At 73.3% G+C, this 25631-nt stretch carries 28 protein-coding genes and 3 tRNA genes; 6 read left to right on the forward strand and 25 right to left on the reverse strand.

The features are described 5' to 3' along the window. Positions 1-30: 30 nt before the first annotated feature. The 7 genes from rplJ to RKE38_RS14850 form a co-directional block, all read right to left on the reverse strand. Entirely contained in the window at positions 31-672 is a 642-nt protein-coding gene (gene rplJ / locus RKE38_RS14820; protein ID WP_316008236.1) for a 50S ribosomal protein L10, read from the reverse strand. A 265-nt stretch (positions 673-937) separates the two neighbouring features. Then, entirely contained in the window at positions 938-1687 is a 750-nt protein-coding gene (locus RKE38_RS14825) for a hypothetical protein (RefSeq protein WP_316008237.1), read from the reverse strand. Positions 1688-1857: 170 nt separating this feature from the next. Beyond that, positions 1858-2577 (reverse strand): 50S ribosomal protein L1, encoded by a 720-nt coding sequence (gene rplA / locus RKE38_RS14830; protein WP_316008238.1) that lies wholly within the window; start codon positions 2575-2577, stop codon positions 1858-1860. Positions 2578-2686: 109 nt separating this feature from the next. Then, positions 2687-3118, reverse strand: a complete 432-nt coding sequence (rplK, locus tag RKE38_RS14835; RefSeq protein ID WP_316008239.1) for a 50S ribosomal protein L11 — start codon at positions 3116-3118, stop codon at positions 2687-2689. 95 nt (positions 3119-3213) lie between these two features. After that, positions 3214-4083: a transcription termination/antitermination protein NusG gene (nusG, locus tag RKE38_RS14840; RefSeq protein ID WP_316008240.1), complete on the reverse strand. Its 870-nt coding sequence runs from the start codon at positions 4081-4083 to the stop codon at positions 3214-3216. Between the two features lie 64 nt (positions 4084-4147). Further along, a complete protein-coding gene (secE, locus tag RKE38_RS14845) occupies positions 4148-4420 on the reverse strand; it encodes a preprotein translocase subunit SecE (RefSeq protein WP_316008241.1) in 273 nt (90 codons plus the stop codon). Between the two features lie 61 nt (positions 4421-4481). Beyond that, positions 4482-4554, reverse strand: a tRNA-Trp gene (locus tag RKE38_RS14850). A 231-nt stretch (positions 4555-4785) separates the two neighbouring features. Here RKE38_RS14850 and RKE38_RS14855 point away from each other — a divergent pair. From RKE38_RS14855 to RKE38_RS14875, 5 genes are all read left to right on the forward strand, one after another. Continuing rightward, positions 4786-6090: an aminotransferase class I/II-fold pyridoxal phosphate-dependent enzyme gene (locus RKE38_RS14855; RefSeq protein ID WP_410055468.1), complete on the forward strand. Its 1305-nt coding sequence runs from the start codon at positions 4786-4788 to the stop codon at positions 6088-6090. A gap of 77 nt (positions 6091-6167) precedes the next feature. Beyond that, entirely contained in the window at positions 6168-6665 is a 498-nt protein-coding gene (locus tag RKE38_RS14860; RefSeq protein WP_316008243.1) for a DUF5709 domain-containing protein, read from the forward strand. A 138-nt stretch (positions 6666-6803) separates the two neighbouring features. Further along, positions 6804-8102 carry an MFS transporter gene (locus RKE38_RS14865; RefSeq protein WP_316008244.1) on the forward strand — a complete coding sequence of 433 codons (1299 nt, stop codon included), beginning with the start codon at positions 6804-6806 and terminating at the stop codon, positions 8100-8102. Next, a complete protein-coding gene (locus RKE38_RS14870) occupies positions 8099-9112 on the forward strand; it encodes a hypothetical protein (protein WP_316008245.1) in 1014 nt (337 codons plus the stop codon). The genes RKE38_RS14865 and RKE38_RS14870 overlap by 4 nt, the downstream gene beginning before the upstream one ends. A gap of 21 nt (positions 9113-9133) precedes the next feature. After that, the gene (locus RKE38_RS14875) at positions 9134-10156 is read left to right on the forward strand and encodes an adenosine deaminase (RefSeq protein ID WP_316008246.1); all 1023 of its coding nucleotides are present in this window, start codon (positions 9134-9136) and stop codon (positions 10154-10156) included. 15 nt (positions 10157-10171) lie between these two features. Here the strand turns inward: RKE38_RS14875 and RKE38_RS14880 are convergent, their stop codons facing one another. The 7 genes from RKE38_RS14880 to RKE38_RS14910 all read right to left on the reverse strand — a co-directional run bounded on the left by RKE38_RS14880 (position 10172) and on the right by RKE38_RS14910 (position 13802). After that, complete coding sequence (locus RKE38_RS14880; RefSeq protein WP_316008247.1) at positions 10172-11245, reverse strand: UDP-N-acetylmuramate dehydrogenase; 1074 nt, start codon at positions 11243-11245, stop codon at positions 10172-10174. Then, the gene (locus RKE38_RS14885; protein WP_316008248.1) at positions 11245-11667 is read right to left on the reverse strand and encodes a MaoC/PaaZ C-terminal domain-containing protein; all 423 of its coding nucleotides are present in this window, start codon (positions 11665-11667) and stop codon (positions 11245-11247) included. Before RKE38_RS14885 ends, RKE38_RS14880 begins: the two co-directional genes overlap by 1 nt. A 2-nt stretch (positions 11668-11669) precedes the next feature. Continuing rightward, positions 11670-12116, reverse strand: a complete 447-nt coding sequence (locus RKE38_RS14890) for a MaoC family dehydratase N-terminal domain-containing protein (RefSeq protein ID WP_316008249.1) — start codon at positions 12114-12116, stop codon at positions 11670-11672. Between the two features lie 210 nt (positions 12117-12326). Next, on the reverse strand, positions 12327-12497 hold the full coding sequence (gene rpmG / locus RKE38_RS14895) for a 50S ribosomal protein L33 (RefSeq protein WP_310154042.1): 171 nt from the start codon (positions 12495-12497) through the stop codon (positions 12327-12329). Positions 12498-12618: 121 nt separating this feature from the next. Further along, positions 12619-12692: transfer RNA gene (locus RKE38_RS14900), tRNA-Met, on the reverse strand. Positions 12693-12724: 32 nt separating this feature from the next. Then, positions 12725-12797: transfer RNA gene (locus tag RKE38_RS14905), tRNA-Thr, on the reverse strand. A gap of 171 nt (positions 12798-12968) precedes the next feature. Further along, the gene (locus RKE38_RS14910; protein WP_316008250.1) at positions 12969-13802 is read right to left on the reverse strand and encodes a LysR family transcriptional regulator; all 834 of its coding nucleotides are present in this window, start codon (positions 13800-13802) and stop codon (positions 12969-12971) included. 108 nt (positions 13803-13910) lie between these two features. On the opposite strand from RKE38_RS14910, the gene RKE38_RS14915 reads away from it, so the two are divergent. Then, positions 13911-14675, forward strand: coding sequence for an SDR family NAD(P)-dependent oxidoreductase (locus RKE38_RS14915; protein ID WP_316008251.1), 765 nt, complete (start codon positions 13911-13913; stop codon positions 14673-14675). A gap of 7 nt (positions 14676-14682) precedes the next feature. Here RKE38_RS14915 and RKE38_RS14920 read toward each other — a convergent pair whose 3' ends face one another. The 11 genes from RKE38_RS14920 to RKE38_RS14970 all read right to left on the reverse strand — a co-directional run bounded on the left by RKE38_RS14920 (position 14683) and on the right by RKE38_RS14970 (position 25609). After that, a complete protein-coding gene (locus RKE38_RS14920) occupies positions 14683-15852 on the reverse strand; it encodes an acyl-CoA dehydrogenase family protein (RefSeq protein ID WP_316008252.1) in 1170 nt (389 codons plus the stop codon). A gap of 123 nt (positions 15853-15975) precedes the next feature. Further along, positions 15976-16425 (reverse strand): type II 3-dehydroquinate dehydratase, encoded by a 450-nt coding sequence (gene aroQ, locus RKE38_RS14925; protein ID WP_316008253.1) that lies wholly within the window; start codon positions 16423-16425, stop codon positions 15976-15978. 187 nt (positions 16426-16612) lie between these two features. After that, entirely contained in the window at positions 16613-17404 is a 792-nt protein-coding gene (locus RKE38_RS14930) for an SRPBCC family protein (protein ID WP_316008254.1), read from the reverse strand. Between the two features lie 4 nt (positions 17405-17408). Continuing rightward, entirely contained in the window at positions 17409-18263 is an 855-nt protein-coding gene (locus tag RKE38_RS14935) for a xanthine dehydrogenase family protein subunit M (protein WP_316008255.1), read from the reverse strand. Further along, a complete protein-coding gene (locus RKE38_RS14940) occupies positions 18260-20761 on the reverse strand; it encodes a xanthine dehydrogenase family protein molybdopterin-binding subunit (RefSeq protein WP_316008256.1) in 2502 nt (833 codons plus the stop codon). Before RKE38_RS14940 ends, RKE38_RS14935 begins: the two co-directional genes overlap by 4 nt. After that, a complete protein-coding gene (locus RKE38_RS14945) occupies positions 20758-21240 on the reverse strand; it encodes a (2Fe-2S)-binding protein (RefSeq protein ID WP_316008257.1) in 483 nt (160 codons plus the stop codon). Before RKE38_RS14945 ends, RKE38_RS14940 begins: the two co-directional genes overlap by 4 nt. A gap of 97 nt (positions 21241-21337) precedes the next feature. Then, a complete protein-coding gene (locus RKE38_RS14950) occupies positions 21338-22567 on the reverse strand; it encodes an XdhC/CoxI family protein (protein ID WP_316008258.1) in 1230 nt (409 codons plus the stop codon). After that, positions 22560-23693 (reverse strand): vWA domain-containing protein, encoded by a 1134-nt coding sequence (locus RKE38_RS14955; protein ID WP_316008259.1) that lies wholly within the window; start codon positions 23691-23693, stop codon positions 22560-22562. Before RKE38_RS14955 ends, RKE38_RS14950 begins: the two co-directional genes overlap by 8 nt. Next, positions 23690-24583: a MoxR family ATPase gene (locus tag RKE38_RS14960; RefSeq protein WP_316008260.1), complete on the reverse strand. Its 894-nt coding sequence runs from the start codon at positions 24581-24583 to the stop codon at positions 23690-23692. The genes RKE38_RS14955 and RKE38_RS14960 overlap by 4 nt, the downstream gene beginning before the upstream one ends. 69 nt (positions 24584-24652) lie before the next feature. After that, complete coding sequence (locus tag RKE38_RS14965) at positions 24653-25246, reverse strand: NTP transferase domain-containing protein (protein WP_316008261.1); 594 nt, start codon at positions 25244-25246, stop codon at positions 24653-24655. 60 nt (positions 25247-25306) lie between these two features. Then, positions 25307-25609, reverse strand: a complete 303-nt coding sequence (locus RKE38_RS14970) for a hypothetical protein (protein ID WP_316008262.1) — start codon at positions 25607-25609, stop codon at positions 25307-25309. Positions 25610-25631 lie beyond the last annotated feature (22 nt).

Consider the following 25631-nt stretch of genomic DNA (forward strand, 5'->3'; position numbering starts at 1 on the left):
CGGTTTGGTTGGTGAGCGGGCCCCGGGGGGTCAGCTCTCGTCGCCACCCTCGGCGACGTCTGCGGTGGCCTCGGCCGCGGGGGCCTCGGCGGGGGTCTCCGGAGCCTCGGCCACAGGGGCCTCGGCGGCCTCGGTGCCAGCGGCGGCCACGGGGCCCTCCGCCTCGACCTTGGCCCGCAGCGCGTCGACGACCCGAGCGGTCTGCGACAGCGGCGCGGCGAAGAGGTAGACGGCCTGGCTGAGCGACGCCTGGAGGGCACCGGCCAGCTTGGCCAGGAGGACCTCGCGGGACTCGAGGTCCGCGAGCTTGGTGATCTCCTCGGGAGACAGGGCCTTGCCGTCGAGGACGCCGCCCTTGATCACGAGGAGGGGGTTCGCCTTGGCGAAGTCACGCAGGCCCTTGGCGGCCTCGACCGGGTCACCATCGACGAAGGCGATGGCGGAGGGGCCGACGAGCTGGCCGTCGAAGGCCGTGACTCCGGCCTCCTTGGCGGCGAGCTCGGTGAGCGTGTTCTTCACGACGGCGAAGGTGGCGTTCCCGCGCAGCGAGTTCCGCAGGTCGGTGATCTGCTTCACCGACAGCCCGCGGTACTCGGTCAGCACGGCCGCGCCGGAGTTGCGGAACCTGTCCGACAGCTCGGCGATGGCGGCAGCCTTGTCAGCCTTGGCCATGGGGCCTCCCTTCCGTGGTGTGCGACCGCCCGGGGCCGGCTCCCACATGAAGAAAGCCCCGGCACAGGGCGCGGGGCTCACGGCATACCGACGAGGCGGTAGTTCGGTGTTTCCGGCCTGCGCTGGCGCCCACCTCAGGTGGGACCTTCGGTCTCCGTGCCGGGCACGGCGACAACCAAGCGGTCTCTGGTCAGACCCCAGAGTACGCGGCGGGGGCCGCAGCGACCAAATCGCTGCGGCCCCCGGCGCCCGGGACGGGGCGGACTCAGCCGGTGGGGAGCTTGAAGGTCCCCACCTGGTCGGCCGGCGGCGCGGTGATGGTGGACTTCTTCCCCCAGTCCGAGAACGTGATCTTGAGCGTCTGGCCCTGCACCTGGGTGGTCATCAGGGTGGGGCGGTCCTGCTTGTCCAAGGTGTAGTGCGCGGTCACCGGCGCGACCGACGGGGCCGCGGTCGAGCCGCCCGTGCCGCCGAGCAGCTTGGTGGGGTCGATGGTGACCTCGTACTCGGTCGTGTCGCCGGCCGTGCCGACGACCTTGGCCCTGGTCCCCTGCAGCGCCTTGGCGAACTGGCGCGGGTCGTTGTCCTGGCCGCCCAGGCCGGCGAACATCTTGCTCACCGGGTCGTCGGCCTTGGGGTCGATCTTGACCCACGGCTTCTCCGAGCCGGGCAGGCCCTTCATGTAGATGACGCCGCCGATCGAGACGACCTCGAGCTTCTCGCCCTGGAGCTCCATGGTCATCTGCTGCTCCATCGAGCTGTCCTTCATGACGAAGCTGCCGCTGGCCTTGCCCTGGCCGCCGAAGTCCATCGCCATCGAGCCGGAGCCGGCCGCGACCATGGCGTCGGTCATCCGCTTGGCGAGCGCGGCGCCGTCGACGGTGTCGCCGGACTTGACCGCGGCGGGCGAGGAGCTCTTGGCCGCGGCGCCCGAGCCGGAGTCGGTGGCGCTGCCGCAGCCGGCGAGCCCCAGTGCCGCCGCCAGCACGGCAGCGGCGATCGTCGTGCGCTTCATGGGTCCCCCTCGGTCGACCGCGTGCAGCGGTCCGTGTGGTTTCCGGGGGTTTCGTCCCCCGCGTCCGCACCCACCCTACGGCCTGCCCCCGACCACGCCGGCCGGGGATGCCGCGAGCCCGCCACCCCTGGGAGGTGGCGGGCTCGCGGTCAGCGCGGGGCTGCGGGGACTCAGGCCTCCGCGGACTCCTCGCTGAGCAGGTTGCGGGTGCGGGTGAAGTCCAGCGGGATGCCCGGGCCCATCGTGGTGCTCATCGTGGCCTTGAGGATGTAGCGGCCCTTGGAGGCGGACGGCTTGAGCCGCAGGACCTCCTCGAGCGCGGTCGCGTAGTTCTCGACCAGCGACTTCTCGTCGAACGAGGCCTTGCCGATGATGAAGTGGAGGTTCGCGTGCTTGTCGACGCGGAACTCGATCTTGCCGCCCTTGATGTCGGAGACGGCCTTGGCGGTGTCCATGGTCACGGTGCCGGTCTTCGGGTTCGGCATGAGGCCGCGGGGGCCGAGGACCTTTCCGAGGCGGCCGACCTTGCCCATCATGTCGGGGGTCGCGACGACGGCGTCGAAGTCGAGCCAGCCGCCGGAGACCTTGTCGATCATGTCGTCGGAACCGACGTAGTCGGCGCCGGCCTCACGAGCCGCCTCGGCCTTGTCGCCGTTGGCGAAGACCAGGACGCGGGCGGTCTTGCCCGTGCCGTGCGGCAGGTTGACGGTGCCACGGACCATCTGGTCGGCCTTGCGCGGGTCGACACCGAGTCGCATCGCGACCTCGACGGTCTCGTCGTACTTGGCCTTGGCGGCACCCTTGGCGAGGCGGACGGCCTCGAGCGGGGCGTAGGACTTGGCGGCGTCGATCGTCTCGGCGGCCGCGCGGTAGGCCTTGCTGCGCTTCATGTTCTGCTCCTGTTGTCTGTACTGCGGTTGGAGTTGTGGTCAACGGACCAGCGCTGGTCCTGCCACGGCCCCGGGATGCCGCTCACGCGGCATACCCGGGAGTGCCTCGTCAGAGGCTGGTGTCGATGCCCATGGAGCGGGCGGTGCCGGCGATGATCTTCATCGCCTGCTCGACGTCGTTGGCGTTGAGGTCTTCCATCTTCTGCTCGGCGATGGCGCGGACCTGGTCGGCCGACAGCGAGGCGACCTTGGTCTTGTGCGGCTCGCCGGAGCCCTTCGGCACGCCCGCGGCCTTCTTGATCAGCTCGGCGGCCGGCGGCGTCTTGGTGATGAAGGTGAAGGAGCGGTCCTCGTAGACCGTGATCTCCACCGGGATGACGTTGCCGCGCTGGGACTCCGTCGCAGCGTTGTACGCCTTGACGAACTCCATGATGTTGACGCCGTGCTGACCGAGGGCGGGACCCACGGGCGGAGCCGGGGTGGCCGCACCGGCCTGGATCTGCAGCTTGATGAAGCCGGAGACCTTCTTCTTGGGAGGCATGTCTGTTCCTTTTGTTGTGGTGGGCCGACGCCGTGGGCGATGACCCGGTTGCAGGCCCGGGAGACCGTGCGGTCACCCGGGGTGTCGCCGTCCGGTCAGATCTTGGCGACCTGGTTGAACGACAGCTCGACCGGGGTCTCCCGGCCGAAGATCGAGACGAGCACCTTGAGCTTCTGGGTGTCGGGGTTGATCTCGGAGATCGTCGCCGGGAGGGTCTCGAACGGGCCCTCCATGACGGTGACGGACTCGCCGACCTCGAAGTCGACGACCGCGACCTCGCGGGGCTTGCCGGCAGCGGCACCCGTGCCGGTGGCGCCCGCGGCGGCCTGCTCGGCGCCGAGGTCCGACGGGGCCAGCATCGTGAAGACCTCGTCGAGGCTCAGCGGCACCGGCTGGTGGGCGTTGCCGACGAAGCCGGTGACGCCGGGGGTGTGGCGCACGGCGCCCCACGACTCGTCGGTGAGGTCCATGCGGACCAGGACGTACCCGGGCATCCGGACCCGACGGACCAGCTTCTTCTGGCCGTTCTTGATCTCGGTGACCTCCTCCATCGGCACCTCGGCCTGGAAGATGTAGTCCTCCATGTTGAGGGAGGTCGTGCGGTTCTCGAGGTTGGCCTTCACGCGGTTCTCGTACCCGGCGTAGGAGTGCACGACGTACCACTCGCCGAACTGGCCGGCGAGCATGTCCTTGAACTCCTGGACCGGGTCACCTGCGGGTGCGTCGACGGGCTCGGCGACCTCGGTCGCGTCGGCCGGCTGCTCCTCGGGCGCGGTGTCGTCGGCGGGGGCCGCCTCGTCCTGCTCGTCCTCGACCTGCTCGTCGGTGGTCACGGGGGCGTCGTCAGTGGCCTCGGGCGCGGCAGCCTCGCCGGCGAGGCCCTCCTCGAGCACGTCGGAGGAGCCGTCGACGGACGTCGGCTCCGTCTCGGGCTCGGCGTTCTCGGTGGTCCACTGGTCGGACACGCTGATGACCTACTTCCTTCTGGGTGACCCGGGCGTGGCCCGGGCGAGTGCGGCAGGGCGGGGACTAGCCGCCGAAGACCCACAGGACGAGCTTGGTGAAGCCGAAGTCGATCGACGACACCAGCGCCATGATCACCGTCACGAACACGATCACGACGATCGTGTAGTTGACGAGCTCGGAGCGCGTCGGCCGGACGACCTTGCGCAGCTCGTCGAGGATCTGGCTGACGAACAGCGACACCGCCCGGAAGAACCGCGAGACGGGGTTGCCGCCGCCCTTGCCGCCCTTGCGGCTGGTACGACCCGAGCCGCGGGTGCCCGCGCTCACATCCGTCACGACGACTGCTCTCCCTGGGGTGTGCCGCGCCGCCGGCTGACGTCACGGGTCCTGCTGTGCGCAGGGCAGGAGGGACTCGAACCCCCAACCGCCGGTTTTGGAGACCGGTGCTCTACCAATTGAGCCACTGCCCTACGGGAGCCCCGGTGGGGCGGTGCTCCCGCTGGTCGACGGCGACCGGGTTCCGGGCACGCCGGAAGCATGGTCGAAGTCAACCGAGGAGCAAGCATACGTGAGGCGCGGGGCCGAACGCGAACTCGCCCCGGGCGGCCCCGCCGCCCTGCTCCGCGAGCCGCCCACCCCGGCCGCACCACGGGTGACCGGCGTCCGGACGCCGCCGCGCGGCATACGGGCCCTCTGGGACCATGGGGCACGTGACCGAGCAGAGCACCCCCACCGCCACCCCCCTCGCCGAGCGCTCGCAGGACGAGCTCGACACGTTCGCGCAGGAGCAGCAGGCAGCGTACGACGCCCTGGTGCAGCGCGGCCTGAGCCTGGACCTCACGCGCGGCAAGCCGGCGAGCGCACAGCTCGACCTCGCCGACGGGCTGCTGGCCCTGCCCCACGGCACGACGGACGCGGCGGGTGTCGACACCCGCAACTACGGCGGCCTGGAGGGCATCCGCGAGCTGCGCGAGATCTTCGCCGAGCTGCTGTGGGTCTCCCCCGAGCAGGTCGTGGCGGGCGGCAACTCCTCGCTGACCATGATGCGCGAGGTATTGGTCGACCTGTGGCTGCACGGCGCCGTCGACGGCGAGCGCCCCTGGGGCCGGGAGGAGAAGGTCCGCTTCATCTGCCCCGTCCCCGGGTACGACCGGCACTTCACGCTGCTGGACTGGTTCGGCATCGAGATGGTGACCGTGCCCATGCACGAGGACGGCCCGGACGCCGAGGCGATCGCCGAGCTCGCCGCCAAGGACCCGAGCATCAAGGGCATGTGGGTCGTCCCGACCTACGCCAACCCCACCGGCTCGGTCGTCACGCAGGAGGTCGCGGCGCGGCTGGCGTCGATGGAGACGGCCGCCCCGGACTTCAAGATCTTCTGGGACAACGCGTACGCCTTCCACCACCTCACCCGCGACGAGGCCAAGAGCGCCGACATCCTCAGCCTCGCGGCGGCCGCCGGGCACCCGCACCGCCCGGTCATGTTCGCCTCCACCTCCAAGATCACGTATGCCGGCGCCGGCGTCGCCTTCCTCGCCGGATCCGTGGAGACGGTCAAGTGGTACACCGGCCACCTCGGCAAGGGCGCGATCGGTCCCGACAAGGTCAACCAGCTGCGGCACGCCCAGTTCTTCGGCTCAGCCCAGGGGGTGCGGGACCACATGGTGAAGCACCGCGAGATCATCGCGCCCAAGTTCGCCGAGGTGGACCGCATCCTCACCGAGCGCCTCGGCGGCCTCGGGGTGGCGGAGTGGACGAAGCCCACCGGTGGGTACTTCGTGAGCCTCGACGTCCTCGACGGCACCGCCTCCCGGGTCGTCGAGCTCGCCAAGGCGGCCGGGATCGCGCTGACGCCGGCCGGGTCCTCGTTTCCCCACGGCGACGACCCGCGCGACCGCAACATCCGGCTGGCGCCGACGTTCCCGCCCCTGGAGCAGGTCACCGCGGCGATGGAGGCCGTGACGACCTGCGTCCTGCTCGCGAGCGCCGAGACGCTGCGCGCCTGACCCGGCGGCGTCCCCGCCCCCGGGTTCGGGACCTTGTGCTGGTTGCGAGGCGCCCCCTGCTGGCGTTGGCTTGTCCCATGAGCGACCAGCCAGGAGTGGAGAGCATCGAGGACGACGCGACCGGCAGCTACAGCGTCGACGACGCCGTGGACGCGGGCATGGGACAGGGCGAGCTGCTCGACACCAGCGAGGGCGACAACGAGCCCTGGTCGCCCCCGGACATGCAGCCGCGGGGCACGGAGTGGGGCACCACCGCGGCCGAGCAGGAGCAGGGCGAGTCCCTCGAGCAGCGGATCATGCAGGAGGAGCCCGACCCGGCGACGGCCTACGGCGCGCCGGACAACGAGTCCGGGCTCGACGAGGACCCGCGGGACCGCGTCGGCGGGGACGACCCCGACTCGATCGCGGCCGAGGACGACTTCGTCGGTGACGCCGAGGTCGGTGACGCCGCCGCCGGTGAGCTGGTCGAGCCGGACGAGGGCGTGCGCGAGGACACCGAGAAAGACCTCGACGCCAGCGAGGCAGGCCTCCCCGAGGGACCCGAGGAGAGCGCGATCCACATCGTCGAGGACTGACCCCGACCGGGCCGGGGGAAGGTACCCCAACCCGGCCCGTCTGTGAATCCCCGCGAGGACGATTTCTCGCGGGGATTCGCGTTCCTACACTTCCCGCACGTCACGCCGGACGGCGCGACCGCGACGGGGAGGGTGCAGGTGTACCTCAGCGAGCGCCCACGGACCGAGGCCGGGCGCCGGGCGCCTGCGCCGGACCACGAGGGCGAGCAGCGCCGGGACCGGCGTCGCGGTGTCGGCGGCACGGTCGTCCTGCTGGGACTCGTCAGCCTGCTCACCGACATCTCCTCGGAGTCGGTGTCGGCCGTCCTGCCGCTCTACCTCACGGCCGTGCTGGGGCTCTCGCCCCTCGCCTACGGTTTCGTCGACGGCCTCTACCAGGGCGTGAGCGCGCTCGTGCGGATCCTGGGCGGATGGCTCTCGGACCGGGCCGACCGTCCCAAGTGGGTGGCCTTCGCCGGCTACGGGCTGTCGGCCGCGACCAAGGTGTTCCTCCTGCTGGCGCAGGGGCTCGGGGCCGTGACGACCGTGATCACGCTCGACCGGCTCGGCAAGGGCCTGCGGACCGCTCCACGGGACGCGATCATCGCGGCGTCGGCACCGCAGCACGCGCTGGGCCGCGCCTTCGGGGTGCACCGCGCGCTCGACACCACGGGTGCGGCGATCGGCCCGCTCCTGGCGTTCTCGATCCTGTGGTTCGTCCCCGGCGACTACCGCGGGGTCTTCCTCGCGTCGCTGGCCGCCGCCGTGCTCGGCCTGGCGCTGCTCGGCCTGATGGTGCCCGACCTGCGGCCGCGTCGCCGGGCCGCAGCCGCGCCGTCGGCCGCTCCGCTGGTGACCCCGTCGTGGCGATCGTTGCGCGACCGGTCCTTCGGACGCGTCGTCCTCGTCTCCGGGGTGCTCGGCGTGCTCACGATCAGCGACGGCTTCCTCTACCTGTCGCTGCAGCAGCGGGACTCCTTCGCCGCGACGTGGTTCCCGCTGCTCTTCGTGGGCACCAACGTCGCCTACCTCGCGCTGGCTGTGCCGTTCGGCCGGCTCTCCGACCGGCTCGGCCGGGCCCGGGTGCTCGTGGGCGGCCACGTCCTGCTCGTCGGCGCCTACCTGCTCGCCGCACTGCCCTCCGGCGGCCTCGGGCTGACCGTCGCCTGCCTCGTGGCGCTCGGCGCGTTCTACGCGGCCACCGACGGGGTGCTCGCGGCCCTGACCTCCCAGCTGGTCCCGGCCGGCGCCCGGGCCCGCGGCCTCGCGACCGCCCAGACCGTGCAGGCCGTGGCACGGTTCGGGTCCTCCCTGGTCTTCGGGGCGTTGTGGACCGGGCTGGGACGCGGCCCGGCCGTGGTCGCCGTCGCCGCCGCCCTCGCCGTCGCGGTCGTCGCCTGCGGCTGGCTGCTGCGGGGGCTGGGCGCCACCGCGGCCGCGCCGGAGGCGGCCGCGTGAGCACCCGTGCGAGGCTTGCGGTGCTCCTCGCCCTGGCCGTGGTGCTGGTCGGCGGCACCGCGGCATACCTCGTCGGCTCCCGGGACGCACAGCTCACGGCGGCGCGCGCGGCACCGGCCCAGGCCACCGTCGCCCCTGCCAGCGTGGCCACCGGGCCACGGATCGTGTTCCGCAACACGGCCATCGGCCCCGACTACGGCCGCGTGGCGATGGTGCCGCTGTCCGACCCCGGCGGCCCGCGCGCGATCACCGACACGTCGTGCGACCGCGTGTTCGCGGCGTCCGGCCACACGCTGTGCCTCGGGTCCGAGACCGGGGTGGTCGCCGCCTACTCCGCCCGGGTCTGGGCCGACGGCGGGGGCGCGAAGCTGGACCTGCCGCTCACCGGGACCCCGAGCCGGGCCCGGCTGTCCGACGATGCGAGGTTCGCTGCGACGACCAGCTTCGTGGCCGGCGACTCCTACTCCTCCGCGCACTTCTCGACCCGCACCGTCGTGACGGAGCTCGCCACGCGGAAGTCGGTGGACCTCGAGACCTTCCGGCTGGTGCACCGCGGCCGCGCCATCACCCCGGCGGACCGCAACTTCTGGGGCGTGACGTTCGCCGCCGACGACGACCACTTCTACGTCACGGTGCAGTTCTCCGGCACGACGTGGCTCGCGTCCGGCCGGCTGTCGACGCGGACCGTGCAGACCGTCCGCTCCGACGCCGAGTGCCCGTCGCTGTCCCCCGACGGGACGAAGGTGGCGTATAAGAAGCGCGGCGACCGGCGCCCGGGCGACTGGCGGCTCGCGGTCATGGACATCGCGACGGGGCGCGAGACCGTCCTGGCCGAGCAGCACTCCGTCGACGACCAGGTCGAGTGGCTCGACGACGCGACGATCCTCTACGGGCTGCCCGGCGAGGGCACCGCAGCGGCCGAGAGCAACGTGTGGGCCGTCCCAGCCGACGGCACCGGGTCACCCCGGATGCTCATCGCGAAGGCGTGGTCCCCCGCCGTCGTCCGCTGACCAGGTGCAAGACTGCACGCCATGTCGCGCGCGGTGGTCGATCTGCCCAAGGCGCACCTCCACCTGCACTTCACGGGGTCGATGCGGGTCTCGACGGTGCACGAGCTCGCGGCCCGGCACGGCATCCGGCTGCCCGACGCCCTGACGAGCGACTACCCGCCCCGGCTGAGCGCGCGCGACGAGCGCGGCTGGTTCCGGTTCCAGCGGCTGTACGACGCGGCGCGGGCCTGCGTGCGCGACGAGTCCGACCTGCGCCGGATCGTGCGCGAGGCCGCGGAGGACGACGCCGCCGAGGGCTCGCGCTGGCTGGAGATCCAGGTGGACCCGACGTCGTACGCCCCGTTCGTCGGCGGCATCACGCCCGCGCTCGAGATCGTCCTGGACGAGGCCCGGCTCGCGTCCGCGGCGGGACCCACCGGGGTCGCCGTCGTCGTGGCGGCCAGCCGCATCAGGCACCCGCTCGACGCCCGCACCCTGGCCCGGTTGGCGGCGCGGTATGCCGGTGAGGGACCGGGCGAGGTCGTGGGCTTCGGCCTCAGCAACGACGAGCGACGGGGCGTGACCGAGGAGTTCGCACCGGCCTTCGAGATCGCCCGCCGCGCAGGCCTGGCGCTCGTGCCGCACGCCGGGGAGCTGCTCGGCCCCACCGCCGTGGAGACGACGCTGGAGTCGATCCGGCCCGACCGCATCGGGCACGGCGTCCGGTCGGTCGAGGACCCGCGGGTCCTCGACCTCGTGGCCGAGTCCGGCGTGGCCCTCGAGGTCTGCCCGCGCAGCAACGTCGCGCTCGGGGTCTACGGCAGCGCGCAGGACGTGCCCCTGCGCACGATCGTCGAGCACGGCATACCCGTCGCGCTGGGGGCCGACGACCCCCTGCTCTTCGGCTCCCGGCTGGCACCGCAGTACGAGTCCGCGCGCGAGGACCTCGGGTTCTCCGACGAGGAGCTGGCGGACCTGGCCCGCGGCTCGTGGCGGGCGTCGAGGGCGCCGGAGGACGTGCGCAAGCAGGCCCTCGAGGGCATCGAGGCCTGGCTGGCGGGCTGAGGTCCGCCGCCCGCGTCAGAGGCTGGTGCCGACCAGCACTGGCTCGTTGACGAGGGTCACGCCGAAGGCGTCGTCGACGCCGTCGCGCAGCTCGCGCGCCAGCGCGACGATGTCGCGTGCGGTGGCCGCGCCCCGGTTCGTGACGGCCAGGGTGTGCTTGGTGGACAGGGCCGCCGGCCCCGGCATGCGGTAGCCCTTGCCGAAGCCGGCGTGCTCGATCAGCCACGCCGCAGAGGTCTTGACGTTGCCCTCGGCGTCGGCGAAGCGGGGTGGCGTCGGGCCCTCGGGCCCCAGCCGCTCGGCGGCCCGGCGCTCGAGCTCCTCGAACCGCTGCGGCGACAGGACCGGGTTGGTGAAGAAGGACCCGCACGACCAGGTGTCGTGGTCGGCCTCGTCGAGGACCATGCCGCGGCGGCGGCGCTGGGCCAGCACGGCCTCGCGGGCGTCCGCGAGCGGGACGCGGTCGCCCACCTCGACGCCGAGCTGGCGGGCGAGGTCGGCGTACGCGACGGGGCGGCTCAGCTCGCTCGGCACCAGCTGAAACAGGACGTCGAGGACGACGTAGCGGTCGGCGGCCTTGAAGACCGAGTGCCGGTAGGTGAAGGCGCAGTCGGCGTTGGCGACGGTGCGGACCACCTGGTCACGGCGGTCCCACACCCGCACCGAGGCGATCGTCTGGGCGACCTCCTGGCCGTAGGCGCCGACGTTCTGCACCGGGGTCGCCCCGGTGCCGCCGGGGATGCCCGAGAGCGCCTCGATCCCGGCCCACCCCTCGGCGACGGCCCGCGCGACGAGGTCGTCCCAGGGGACGCCTGCCGCGACGCGCACCATCACCCCGCCGCACAGGTCGGCGGACTCCACCTCGATGCCGTCTGTGGCCACCCGCAGGACGGTGCCGGGGAAGCCCTCGTCGGCGACGACGACGTTGGACCCGCCGGTGAGCACCAGCAGGGGCTCGTCGGCGTCGTCGACCTCACGCACCGTGTCGACGACCTCGTCGGTCGTCCCCGCGGTGACGAGCCGGGCGGCCGGGCCGCCGACGCGCATGGTGGTCAGGGGCGCGATGGGCGCGTCGTGCTCCTCGCGCATCAGGCGAGCGCCACCACCGCGAGGCACCGGCCCAGCGCCTTGGTGCCCTCGGCGGTCACGGTGAGCTCGACGGTGGCCCGGCGAGAGTCCTCGTCGAGGGACTTCACGGTGCCGGAGACCTCGAGGTCGGCGCCGTCGCGGGGGACGACCACCATCGAGGTGAAGCGGGTGCCGAACTCGACAACCCGGCCGCCGTCACCCACCCACTCCTCGAGCACGGCACCGGCCGCGCCCATGGTCCACATGCCGTGGGCGATGATGTCGGGCAGGCCCACCGAGCGGGCGAAGTCCTCGTCCTGGTGGATGGGGTTCTGGTCGCCGGAGGCGTTGGCGTAGGCGACGAGCGTGTCGCGGCCGACGTGCACCGTCGTGGGGCCGAAGGTGTCGCCGGCGGCGACGGCGTCGAAGCTGCGGACGGCCATGCTCACTCCCCTCCCCGGACGACGATGGTGGAGGTCGACGTGCACAGGGCCTCGCCGTCCTCGGTTGCGAGCTCGGTGCGGGTCGTGACCATCGAGTGGCCGCCGGCCTGGCGGATCGAGTCGACGGTGAGCGTGCCCACGACCGAGTCGCCGGCCGTGATGGGGCGGTGGTGGACGAACTTCTGCTCGCCGTGGACCACCCGGCTGTAGTCGATGCCGGCCTCGGGGTCGGCGACGTACTGCCGGTCCACCTGCTGGGCGATGCTCACCGCGAAGGTGGGCGGCGCGATGACGTCGCGGTACCCGGCGGCGCGGGCGGCGTCGGCGGAGGAGTGCACCGGGTCGTGCGAGCCGACCGCCTCGGCGAAGGCCGTGAGCATCGCCGCGTCCACGGCATACGGGCCACTGGGCGGGTAGGTGCGCCCCAGGAAATCTGCGTTGACGGCCATGGCGCCCACTCTAGGGGCGCGCCCGGACGGGCACCGACCCAGCCCACGGCACTTCTCCCCGACTTCCGCCGGCCCGGGGACGACGAAGCCGCCCGACGGACGGGTGGGGCTGGAATGGGCACGTGGCGGCCGCCGCCCCGGGGACGACGAAGCCGCCCGGCGGACGGGTGGTCCGGGGCGGCTTCGGGGGTGCGCCTGTCGGCGCGCTGCTCAGCGGGTCTCGCGGTGCAGGGTGTGCTTGCCGTCGCGAGGGCAGAACTTCTTCATCTCCAGGCGGTCGGGGTTGTTCCGACGGTTCTTCTTGGTGATGTAGTTGCGCTCCTTGCAGTCCACGCACGCCAGGGTGATCTTGGGGCGGACGTCTGCGCTCTTGCTAGCCACGGGGCAACCTGCTCTCGAAACTGACGGGGTCTGACACTCTGAAGACGTGGTCGGCCGCGCACGACGCGGCAGCGACACATCAGGGTACGCGACCTCGGGCCGAAACCTGAAATCGCCGTTGTAGCGGGAGCGGGGCTCGATCCCGCGACCTCACGATTATGAGTCGTGCGCTCTAACCAGCTGAGCTACCCCGCCTCGGGGTTCGACGCCCTGCGGCGCCGGACCAGAGCCCCCTGTCGGAATCGAACCGACGACCTTTTCCTTACCATGGAAACGCTCTGCCGACTGAGCTAAGGGGGCCTGCCCGTCCTGCGCAGGAGCCCTGCGCGGAAGTGCGACGGTGAGACTACAGGGTGAGCCCGCCGGGAGTGAAATCGACTGCCACCGCACCCGTCGGCGCCGACGCGGGGGCCGCGAGGGCGGCCCGGGAGGCCGGTCCGGCGAGCGAGTTCAGCGCCGGGCGCGGGCGGTTCAGAGCCGGGTCGCGGTGCGCACGAGGGCGGCCAGCGGCAGCGAGGTGCTGTGCGGCGGCCAGGCGATCACGGTCGTCACCCGCGGGGCGTCGACGACGGGCACGACGGCGTGCTCCGACCCGAGCTGGAGCCGGACGGACTCCGGGAGCACCGCACTGGCCCGGCCAAGCCCGACGAGCTGGAAGAGCTCGGTCGAGCCGTGCACCCCGAGGTCGTCGGCACTGCCGGCGGGCGCGGGGAACCGCAGCGGGGCGTCGGTGAGCGCCTCCACCTCCGACAGCTCGACCTGCTCGCGGCTCGAGAGCGGGTGGCCCGCGGGCAGGACGGCGACCTGCCCCTCGTCCTGCAGCACCTCGGTGTCCAGGCCCGCCGTGGAGTCGAACGGCAGGTGCAGCAGCGCCACGTCGGCGCGGCCGTCGCGCAGGATGCCCTCCTGCTCGCCGGTGCCGCAGAGCAGGAGGTGCACGGGGACGGCGCCCGGCTCGGCGGCATACGCGTCGAGCAGCTTGGCGAGCAGCTCGACCGAGGCGCCCGCCTTGGTGACCAGGACGAGGCCGGCCTCGCCGTCGGCCCCGGCGGCGCGGCGGGTGCGCCGCTCCGCGGCGGACACGGCAGCGAGCGCCGCACGCCCCTCGCGCAGGAGCACCTCGCCGGCCGGTGTCAGCGCCACCCCCCTGCTCGAGCGCTCGAACAAAGTGGCGCCGAGCCGGCGCTCCAGGCGCTGGATCGCCCGGGAGAGCGGGGGCTGGGCCATCCCCAGCCGCTGCGCCGCGCGCCCGAAGTGCAGCTCCTCCGCGACCGCGACGAAGTACTGCAGCTCGCGCGTCTCCACCTGCGCCACGGTAGCCCGCAGGGGCCGCGGGCGGCGATACCCGTGCGGTATCGCCGGCGACCGAACCGGTGTTGGCCGCGGGCGCCGGTGGGCACCGAGGGTGGACGCATGACACCAACCAACCCCACCTCATCCCCGAGCCGGCCGACCACCGCGCTGGTCACCGGCGCGAACAAGGGCATCGGCTACGAGATCGCAGCGGGCCTGGGCGCCCTCGGCTGGAGCGTCGGCGTCGGCGCCCGTGACGACGCCCGGCGCGAGGCCGCCGTGCGACGGCTGCGGGATGCCGGGTACGACGCCTTCGGGGTGCCCCTCGACGTCACCGACGACGACAGCGTCGCCGCGACCGCGGCACTGCTGGAGGAACGGGGCGGCCTGGACGTCCTGGTCAACAACGCCGGCATCACCGGCGGGATGCCACAGCTGCCCAGCGAGGTGACCGTCGAGCAGCTGCGCACCGTCCTCGACGTCAACGTGTTCGGGGTCGTCCGCACGATGCAGGCGTTCCTGCCCCAGCTCCGGCGGTCCGCCCACCCGCGGGTGGTGGTCATGTCCAGCGGGGTCGGCAGCCTCACCCGGCAGGCGGCCACGACCGACCCGCTGGCCACCGGCCCCGTCTCGGGCGCCTACTCCCCCTCGAAGACGTACCTCAACGCGGTCACGCTGCAGTTCGTCAAGGAGCTGGCCGAGCGCGGCGAGCAGCGGATCCTGGTCAACCTCGCCTGCCCGGGCTTCGTCGCGACGGACCTCAACAACTTCGCCGGCGTGCGCAGCCCGCAGGAGGGCGCGCAGGTCGCGATCCGGCTGGCGACGCTGCCCGACGACGGCCCGACCGGCGGCTACTTCGAGGACGCGGGCCCGATCCCCTGGTGAGCCGCGGTCAGCGGAAGGCCGAGACCCCCGTCAGCGCCTCGCCCACCACGAGGGTGTGCATCTCGACGGTGCCCTCGTAGGTCAGCACCGACTCGAGATTGTTCATGTGCCGGATGACGGGGTACTCCAGGCTGATGCCGTTCGCCCCGAGGATGGTCCGGGCCGTGCGGCAGATCTCGAGGGACTCGCGGATGTTGTTGAGCTTGCCGAGGCTGACCTGGGTCGGCGTGATGCTGCCGGCGTCCTTGCGACGGCCCAGGTGCAGGGCGAGCAGCTGGCCCTTGACGAGCTCGAGCGCCATGTCCGCCAGCTTCTGCTGGGTCAGCTGGAACCCCGCGAGCGGCCGACCGAACTGGTGCCGCTCCACGGCATACCGGCGGGCGGTCTCGAGCGAGGAGCGCGCGGCGCCGAGCGACCCCCAGACGATCCCGTAGCGCGCCTCGGTCAGGCACGACAGCGGGCCCTTGAGCCCACGCACCTCGGGGAAGGCCGCGCCAGCAGGCAGGCGCACGCCCTCGAGCACGAGCTCGGAGGTGACCGAGGCGCGCAGCGACATCTTGTGCTTGATCAGCGGGGCGGAGAAGCCGGGGGTGTCGGTCGGGACGACGAAGCCGCGGATGCCCTCGTCGGTCTGCGCCCAGACCACGGCGACGTCGGCGATCGAGCCGTTCGTGATCCACATCTTGGAGCCGTCGAGCACCCAGTCGTCGCCGTCGCGCCGGGCGCGGGTGCGCATCGAGCCGGGGTCGGAGCCGTGGTCGGGCTCGGTGAGCCCGAAGCACCCGATCGCCTCGCCCGCGGCCATGCGCGGCAGCCACTCCTGCTTGTGCTCCTCGCTGCCCCAGCGGTGGATCGCGAACATCGCCAGCGACCCCTGCACCGACACGAGGGACCGTATGCCGGAGTCGGTCGCCTCGAGCTCGAGGCAGGCCAGGCCGTAGTCGACCGAGCTCAGGCCGGCGCAGCCGTAGCCCTCGAGGTGCATGCCGAGCAGCCCGAGGCCGCCGAGCTCGCGAGCCAGGCCCCGGATGTCGTCGACCTCGCCGCGCTCGAACCAGTCGGCGACGTGCGGCTCGACCCGCTTGTCGAGGAAGGCGCGGGTGGTGTCCCGGATCGCCTTCTCCTCGTCGGAGAGCAGGTCGTCGATGCCGGCGAGGTCGAGCGGGTTCCGGTCCATGGGGCCAGTCTGCCGCGCGCGGGCCGGTCGGTGCCGGCAACCGTGGCCGGGGTCACCGGAGGGCGGTCGGGCGGGGCGGCGGCGGAGGGTTCGCGACGGCGGCAGATTCGCCCCGGCGGGGGGTCAGGGCTTGGGGTGGGCGAGCTCGCTGATCCGGGCGATGGCGTACGCGTACCCGCTGGGGCCGCAGCCGACGATGACGCCGGTCGACACCGCGGACAGGTAGGAGTGGTGCCGGAACTCCTCGCGGGCGTGCACGTTGCTCAGGTGCACCTCGAAGACGGGGACCGACACCGTGGCGAGGGCGTCACGGAGGGCGACGGAGGTGTGCGTGTAGGCGCCGGCGTTGACGACGAACCCGACGGCCTGGTGGCGCAGCTCGTGGATCGCGTCGATGAGCACGCCCTCGTGGTTGCTCTGCCGGAAGTCGACCGCGAGCCCGGCGAGGCTGGCGGCCTTGCGGCACAGGGCCTCCACGTCGGCGAGGGTCTCGTGGCCATAGACCTCGGGCTCCCGCTCGCCGAGCAGGTTGAGGTTGGGGCCGTTGAGGACGACGACGGTCGGCTCGCTCATGGGTCAGCTCCTGTGCTGGCGGTGGGGGCCGCGGGTGCGGACCCGCTGGTGCGGGTCACTGTGGCACGGCCCGGTCGCACCTACAGGGTAGGACACAAGTTCGGCATGTCCGGTGGAGCAGCAGGTCAGCCGTTCGGCGTCGGGCTCCGGGGTGCGGCGTCCGTCGCGTCACCCCGGAGCCGACGCGTCAGCGCAGGACGCGCCGGATGAGCAGGACCGCCAGGATCGCGGCGACCACGGCGAGCACCGGCTTCGCGTAGGTCTTCACGAGGACGGGCAGCACCGTCGAGCCCAGGTCGAGCGCCTCCTGAGGGGCCGGCTGCCTCGCCGCGGCGCGTTCGGCCCGCGAGGGCGGGTATGCCGGTGTACCCGGCGCGGCCGCCGCCGCGGCCGCCGACGCGGACGCCGCGGGGGCCGGGACCGCGGCCGCCGGGGCCGTCTCGGCCGGTGCCGTCTCGGCCGGTGCCGTCTCGGCCGGCGCCGCCCCCGCAGCTGCCGCCGCGGTCGGTGCGGCGGGCGCCTCCTCCTCGGGCGGGCCGCCGATCCGGCCCTCGATGCAGGCGACGAACTGCTGCAGCAGCTTGTCGGACACGTCCTGCATGACCCCGCGGCCGAACTGGGCGGGCTTGCCGGTGACGGCGAGGTCGGTGACGACGTCGGCGGTCGTCCCTCCCCCGTCCGCCTCCGACAGCCGGATCGTCACGGTGGCACCGGCCGTGCCGTTGCCACGCTTGTCCTTGCCCTTGGCCTCGATGACGGCGTGGTGGGTGGCGTCGTCCCGCTCGACGAAGGACCCCGACCCGGCGTACTGCAGGGCGATCGGGCCGAGCTTGACCTTGACCGTCCCGGAGAAGCCGTCGTCGGTGACCTCCGTGACCGCGGCCCCGGGAAAGCAGCTCCCGACGGCCTGGAGGTCCATGAAGGTCGCCCAGGTCTCCTCGACCGACGCCGGGACGGTGAACGAGTGGGTCAGCTCCACGCGCTCACGCCCCCGCTGCCGCGAGCACGGCGCGGCGGGTCAGCACCGTCGCGAGGTGCCGGCGGTAGTCGGCGTCGCCGTTGAGGTCCGACGGCGGGTTCGTCCCGTCGGCCGCGGCCGCACAGGCGTCGCGCACGGCGTCCTCCGTCGCGGCCTTCCCGACGAGGGCCTGCTCCACGGCGGTGGCCCGCAACGGGGTGGACCCCATGTTGGTCAGCCCGATCCGCGCCTCGGCGATGCTGCCGCCGTCGACCCGGACCGTCGCCGCGACGGCGACGATCGACCACTGGTGGGCCACCCGCACGAACTTCTCGTAGCGGCTGCCCCACCCGGTGTGCTTGGGCACGCGGATGGCCGTGAGCAGCTCACCCTCGCCGACCGCGGTCTCGAACAGGTCGCGGAAGAAGTCGCCGGCGGCCACGGTGCGCTCGCCCCCCAGGCCGGCCACGACGAGCTCGGCGTCGAGCGCGAGCACCGGGGCACCCACGTCCCCCGCCGGGTCGGCGTGGACGAGCGCGCCGCCCACGGTGCCGCGGTGGCGGATCTGGGGGTCGGCGACCTCCTTCACTGCTGCGTGCAGGACGCCCGCGTGCTCGCGCACGAGGTCGGAGGCGAGCAGGTCGGCATACGTCGTCATCGCACCGATGACGATCGCGTCGCCGTCCTCGCGGATGCCCCGAAGCTCCTCGACCCGGCCGAGGTCGATGACCTTGTCCGGGGCGTTGAGCCGCATGCGCAGGATGGGCAGCAGGCTCTGGCCGCCGGCGAGGACCTTCGCGTCGTCGCCGGCCTCCGCGAGCGCCGCGAGCGCGTCCGCGACGGAGGTCGGGGCGACGTACTCGAACTGTGCGGGGATCACTGTCCTGCTCCTTCCGCCGAGGCGCTGCTACTGGGGTCCGCCGGCGCCGAGTTGGGAGCGCCGTCGTCGAAGTGCGGCTGCGCCTCGGGGGTCGAGGCCGAGGCCGGCTCGTTGCCCGCCGACCGGATCGCCCGCCACACGCGCTCGGGCGTGCACGGCATCTGGATGTCGTGCACCCCCATCGGTCGCAACGCGTCCACGACGGCGTTGACCACGGCTGGGGTCGACGCGATCGCACCGGCCTCGCCGACTCCCTTGGTACCCAGGGTGTTCGTCGTCGACGGCGACGTGGTGTTGTCGGTGACGAAGCTGATCGTGTCGGCCGCGGTGGGCAGGGTGTAGTCGACGAACGAGCCGGTGACCAAAGTGCCGTTGTCGTCGAACACGGCCTCCTCCCACAGCGCCTGGGCGATGCCCTGGACGAGGCCCCCGTGCACCTGCCCCTCGACGATGAGCGGGTTGACGATCTGGCCGACGTCGTCGACGCAGACGTACTTGCGCATGCGGACCTGCCCGGTCTCGGTGTCGACCTCGACGGCGCACAGGTGGGTCCCGTGCGGGAACGAGAAGCTCTCGGGGTCGAAGGTGGCGTCGGCGTCGATGCCGGACTCCATGCCCTCGGCGAGGTTGTGCGAGGTGAACTGGGCGGCGGCGACCTCGGTGATGCCGATGCCCTTGTCCGTGCCCTTGACCGTGAACCGGCCGCCCGAGAACTCCAGGTCGTCCACGCTCGCCTCCAGGAGGTGCGCCGCGACGAGCTTGGCCTTGGCCACCACCTTGTCGGCGGCCCGGACCACGGCCTCGCCACCGACGACGAGCGACCGGGAGCCGTAGGTGTCCAGGCCGCGGGGGGCGATCTGGGTGTCGCCGTGGAGCACCTCGACGTCCTCGAACGGCACACCGAGCCGGTCGGCGGCGATCTGGCTCCACGCGGTGACGTGGCCCTGCCCGTGCGGGGAGGTGCCCGTGATGACCTCGACCTTGCCGGTGGGCAGCATCCGGATCGAGGCGTGCTCCCAGCCACCCGCCCCGTAGTTGAGGGTGCCGAGGACCCGGGAGGGCGCAAGGCCGCACATCTCGGTGAACGTGGAGACGCCGATGCCGAGCTGGACCGGGTCGTTGCGGTCGCGCCGCTCCTGCTGCTCGCGGCGCAGCGCCTCGTAGTCGAACAGCTCCACGGCCCGCGCGGTCGCGGCCTCGTAGTTGCCCGAGTCGTACGTCATGCCGGCCACCGAGGTGAACGGGAACTCGTCGTGCGTGATCCAGTTGCGCTCGCGGATCTCGAGCGGGTCGACGCCGACCTCGGCCGCCAGCTCGTCCATGAGCCGCTCGATCGCGTACGTCGCCTCGGGCCGGCCGGCGCCGCGGTACGCGTCGACCCACGTCGTGTTGGTGAGGACGGTGCGGACCGTGAACCGGTAGGCGTCGAACTTGTAGATCGCGTTGAACATCCACGCGCCGAGGACCGGGACACCGCCGCCGACGAGGCCGACGTAGGCACCGAGGTTCGCGACGAGGTCGACCTTGAGCGCGGTGACCTTGCCCTCCTTGGTCGCCGCGAGCGTGAGCGTCTGGTACTGGTCGCGGCCGTGGTGGCCGGAGACCAGCGACTCCGAGCGGGTCTCGGTGTACTTGACCGGCTTGCCGACGTGGCGGGCCACGGCGAGGGTCACGAACTCCTCGGCCGTGGTCTGCAGCTTGCCGCCGAAGCCGCCGCCCACGTCGGGGGCGATGACGCGGACCTTCGACTCCGGCATACCCGTCGTGGCGGCGATGAGGAAGCGCAGGATGTGCGGCACCTGCGTCGAGGTCCACACGGTCACCTGCTCCCCCGTCGGGTCGACCACGGTCGAGCGGGGCTCCATGAAGGAGGGGATGAGGCGCTGCTGGCGGTACTCGCGCTCGATGACGATGCCGTCGGCGCGCGCCTTCTCGATCGCCTCGTCGACGTCGCCGCCGGTGCCGCCCTGCGCCGAGTCGAGCGTCCACACCGCGGAGGTGTTGGTGCCCAGGTCGGGGTGGGCCAGGACGGCGTCGCTGACCGCCTCCTTGGCGTCGAGCACCGCGGGGAGCTCGTCGTAGTCGACGTCCACGAGCTCCGCGGCGTCGCGGGCTGCGGCCGCGGTCCGGGCCACGACGGCGGCGACGATCTCGCCGGCGCAGGCGACTCGGTCGATGGCGAACGGCAGGTGGGCGGGCGTCTTCTGGTCGGTGGTGATCGGCCACGCGTTGGCGACGGCGCCCTGGCCGTCGCGCACGTCGGCGCCGGTGAGGACGGCCACGACACCGGGCGCCTGGCGGGCGGCCTCGGTGTCGATGCCCGCGATGGTCGCGTGGGCGACGGGGCTGCGGACCATCGCGATGTGCAGCATGCCCGGCAGCTGGAGGTTGTCGGTCCAGCGGGTGCGGCCGGTGATGAGGCGTTGGTCCTCCTTGCGCAGCCGCGCCCTGCCGACCTCGCCCGCCGCCGTGTCGGGGCGGTCGTCGACGGCGGTCACGACTGTGCTCCCGCGGTGGCGCCCTGGCCGGCCGCCTGCTGCACGGCCTTGACGATGTTGTGGTAGCCGGTGCAGCGGCACAGGTTGCCCTCGAGGCCGACCCGGATCTCCTCCTCGGAGGGGTTCGGGTTGTCGTTCAGGACGTCGATGGCCTGCATGATCATGCCGGGCGTGCAGTACCCGCACTGGAGCGCGTGGCACTCGTGGAAGGCCTTCTGCACCGGGTGCAGCTCGCCCCCGCTCGCGATGCCCTCGATGGTGGTGACCTCGTGCCCGTCGGCCTGGACCGCGAGGACGTTGCACGACTTCACGCTGTGCCCGTCGAGGTGGACCGTGCAGGCACCGCAGTTGCTGGTGTCGCAGCCCACGACCGTGCCGGTCTTGCCGAGCGTCTCTCGCAGGTAGTGGACGAGGAGCGTTCGCGGCTCGACCTCGTCGGAGTAGTCGACGCCGTCGACCGTCACGTTGATGCGGGTCATTCGATCACCTCTCTGTGTTCGAAAACGCTGCGCGGGTGCGCCCTGCACGACCCCGGCTCCTCGGATCCTCACCCGAGCGGGCCGCGGTCCACAACCATCACTGCGGATGGTTCGTCGGGTGGGGCTCTCCTTCCCCGAGCCCCGGGGGAAGCGCGTGGGCCGGCTCGGGGGCCAGCTCGGCGCCGTGGTGGTGGATGGGTCCCTCGCGGTGGGCGAGCCGCTCGCCGCGGCCGCCCCAGCGCAGCGCCACGATCTCGGCCGCGATGCTGACGGCGGTCTCCTCGGGCGTGCGCGCGCCGAGGTCGAGGCCGATGGGGCTGGACAGGCGCGCGAGCTCGTCCTCGGACAGCCCCGCCTCGCGCAGGCGCTCAAGGCGGTCCTCGTGGGTACGCCGCGAGCCCATGGCCCCGACGAAGCCGACCTCCGGCAGCCGGAGCGCGATCTCGAGGACGGGGACGTCGAACTTGGGGTCGTGGGTCAGCACGCAGACCACGGTCCTGCCGTCGACCCGTCCGGCGTCGCGCTCGGCCTCGAGGTAGCGGTGCGGCCACTGGACCACGACCTCGTCCGCGTCGGGGAACCGTGACCGAGTCGCGAAGACCGGCCGCGCGTCGCAGACGGTGACCCGGTAGCCGAGGAAGTGTCCCTGGCGCGCGACGGCAGCGGCGAAGTCGATGGCGCCGAAGACGAGCATCCGCGGGCGGGGCGCGTACGACGCGACGAACACCCGCATGCCCTCACCACGGCGCTCGCCGTCGGGGCCGTAAGTGAGCGTCTCCGTCCGGCCGGACGCGAGCAGCCCCCTGGCGTCGTCGGCGACGGCGTCGTCGGCGCGAGCGCTGCCGAGCGAGCCCTCGACCGCGGGCCGGGTGCCCTCGGAGAACTCGCCCTCCGGCCGCACGACCAGCCGGCGCCCGACGCGCGACGGGTCCGGGTGCTCGATGACGGTGGCCACCGCGACCGGGCGGCCCGCCTCGACGTCGGCCGCGACCTCCTCGAGCTGGGGGAAGGTGGTGCGGTCGACCGCCTCGACGAACACGTCGAGGATGCCCCCGCAGGTGAGGCCCACGGCATACGCGTCGTCGTCGCTCACGCCGTAGCGCTGCAGCTGCGGCACGCCGTCGGCGACCACCGACTGCGCCAGCTCGTAGACGGCGCCCTCGACGCACCCGCCGGACACCGAGCCCACCGCCTCGCCGCCCGGGCCGACGAGCATCGCCGCACCGGGCTGGCGCGGGGCCGAGCGCCACGTGCCGACGACCGTGCCGACCCCCACGGTCGCGCCCGCCCGCCACCACTGCAGCAGCTCGCCCATCACGTCACGCACGCGCCACCACCTCCACGAGCTCCTCGAAGGTCGCCATCGAGTGGCCTGCCACGAAGTCGTCGACGTGCGGCAGCGCCGCGACCACCCCCTGCTGCACCGGCTGGTAGCCGGCCTTGCCCCTGTGCGGGTTGACCCACACGACCCGGTGTGCGAGGGCCCGCAGCCGGCGCATCTGCTCGCCGAGGGCGGCCGGGTCCGACCGCTCCCAGCCGTCGCTGAACAGCACGACGACCGCCCCGCGGGCCATCCCCCGCCGGCCCCAGCGGTCGAGGAACGCGCCCACCCCCTCGGCCAGCCGGGTGCCACCGGCCCAGTCGGGCACGACGTCCCCGCAGGACGCGAGGGCACGGTCGGCGTCGCGCTGGCGCAGGGCGCGCGTGACGTGGGTGAGGCGGGTGCCGAGCGTGAACACCTCCACGGGCAGGCCGGAGGTGGCGTACGCGTGGGCGAGCCGCAGCAGCGAGTCGGCGTAGCCGCTCATCGACCCCGAGACGTCGACGAGCAGCACGACGCGACGCGGCCGGGTGCCGCGTCGGCGCCAGGCGATCGGGCCCGGCTCCCCCATGCGGCGCAGCTGGTCCCGCAGGGTGCGGTGGGCGTCGACGGAGCCGCGCGGCGCGGCGGTCCAGCGGTGCGCCCTGCGGCGGGGCGCCCGCGGCCGCAGGTGGGCGAACAGGTCGGAGAGCCGGGCGCGCTCGGCGGGGCTGAGGGCCGCGACGTCCCGGTGGCGCAGCACCTCGGTGTCGCTGGCGGTCGCGCGCAGGACGTCGTCCTCGGCGGCCGCGCCGGTCCCGGCGTCCACCGCGTCGAGCGAGGCCTGCGGCACCGTCGCAGGCTGGGCCTGCCGCGGCCGGCTCCGCGCGCGCTCGAGGCCGAACCACGCGGCATACACCTGGTCGTAGCGCTCGAGGTCCGCCGGTGATCCGCACAGGGTCGCCCGGCCCGCCACGTAGACGCCGCGCTCCGATCCGGCGCCGACCTCGGCGACGGCCTGCAGGTACGTGCGCTCGCGGTCGGCCGTCACGGCGACGCCGGCGGCGCGCAGCGCGCGGGCGAAGCCGAGCAGGATCGCGTCCGGTGCGTGGTCGCCCCCCACGGGGACGGCCGCCTCGGTCGTCACGCTCATCGCGACAGGATCCGGTCGAGGGCGGCGCGGACGCGCTCGGCGTCCTCGCGGTACTTCACGGCGGCGCCGAGGCTGACCGCCGCGGTCTCGAGGTCGAGGTCGCGGGCGCCGAGCTCCTGCAGGGCGCGCGCCCAGTCGAGGGTCTCGGCGACTCCCGGTGGCTTGACGAGGCCGCCGTCGTCGCGCATCCGGTGGACGGCCGAGACGACCTGTGCCGCAAGGGTTTCCGACACCTCGGGTGCGCGGCTGCGCACGATCTCGAGCTCGCGCTCCAGGCCCGGGTGGTCGATCCAGTGGTAGAGGCAGCGACGCTTGAGGGCGTCGTGCAGCTCGCGGGTGCGGTTCGAGGTGAGGACGACGACGGGTGGCGTCGCGGCGGTCACCGTGCCGAGCTCGGGGATCGTGACCTGCCACGTCGAGAGCACCTCAAGCAGGAACGCCTCGAACTCGTCGTCGGCGCGGTCCACCTCGTCGACGAGCAGGACGGCGGGCGCGTCCCGCAGGGCGCGCAGCACCGGGCGGTCGAGCAGGAACCGCTGGTCGAACAGCTGCTCCTCCACCGCGCGGACGTCGCCGGCCGCGTCGGCCGCCACGGCCTCGACCGCGCGCAGGTGCAGGATCTGGCGCGGGAAGTCCCAGTCGTAGAGGGCCTGGCTCGCGTCGATGCCCTCGTAGCACTGCAGCCGGATCAGCGGCAGGTCCAGCGCCCCGGCGACCGCCTCGGCGAGGGCCGTCTTGCCGGTGCCGGGCTCGCCCTCCAGCAGCAGCGGGCGCTGGAGGCGCAGGGCGAGCCAGGTGACCGTGGTGAGGGCGTCGTCGGCGAGGTACCCGGTGGAGGCGAGACCGTCGCGGAGGTCCCCCGTCGTCGCGAAGGCCTCCCGTGGCTCCATGGGCTCAGCATCACAAATGCCCAGCCCGGAAGGAACCCCCACGACGGAACCCGCGCGACGGGCGGTCGGTCAGGCGAGGTCGGCGGGCGTGTCCGTGTCGCGCCCCGTGGCGAGGTCGCCGCACTCGACCACAAGGTGGTCGTGCGTGGCGAGGTAGTCCCGGGCCCCGACGTCGCCCCGCAGGCTCCCCAGGACCCCCTCCCAGTGGTCGCGCCCGATCACGACGGGGTGGCCGGGGGGACCACTGTATGCCGCGCGGCCGAGGGCACGGCGCCCGTCACCCCCCGCCGCGGTCGCCGCAGCGGCGACCGCGGTGGTGACCCGGCGGACGACCTCGGCGTCGACGTCGGGCAGGTCCACCAGGAGCAGGCAGACGGCCTGCGCGCCGGTCTCCCGCACCGCGGTGAGGCCGGCGCGCAGCGACGCGGCCTGCCCCGTGGCCCAGTCGGGCGCCTCGACGACGAGGTCGGCGGCACCGGCATACCGGCGCACCTCCTGCGCCTGCGCGCCGACGACGACGAGCACGGGGCTGCAGCCGCCCTCGCGCAGGACGGCGAGGCCGCGCTCGACGAACCGGCGCCCGGAGGGCTCGCGCAGCAGGGCCTTGGCTCCGCCCATCCGCCGCCCCCCGCCCGCGGCCAGCAGCAGGCCGGCGGTGGTCACGGGGACGGGCTCCGGCGCACGGCCCCACCCTGCCACGGCCGCGCGCGGTCCGCCGTCAGGTCAGCGGGGGTCGTCCCCGCCGGCGCGGCCGTCGTCGAACTGGCCCGGCTCGGCGGGGTCCTCGACGTACCGGTTGCCGGCCACGAGCTCGGTGGCGACGGCGTCGACCCACCGCGCCGGCTGGTCCACCACGCCCTGCTCGGCGAGCGCCTGCACCAGCGTCGTGCGGACGGCACCGACCTCCTTGCCGGGGGCGTCGCGGCCCACGGTGTCGATGACCTCCTGGATCACCGCCTGGGTCCGGCGGTGCCGGGCGTGCTGGTCGTCCTGCATCTGGGCCAGGTCGCGGTCCTGCTCGCTCATCACGTCTCCTTCGGGTGGGGAA

Origin of the sequence: Phycicoccus sp. M110.8, assembly GCF_032464895.1 — a bacterium.
GTDB lineage: Bacteria > Actinomycetota > Actinomycetes > Actinomycetales > Dermatophilaceae > Pedococcus.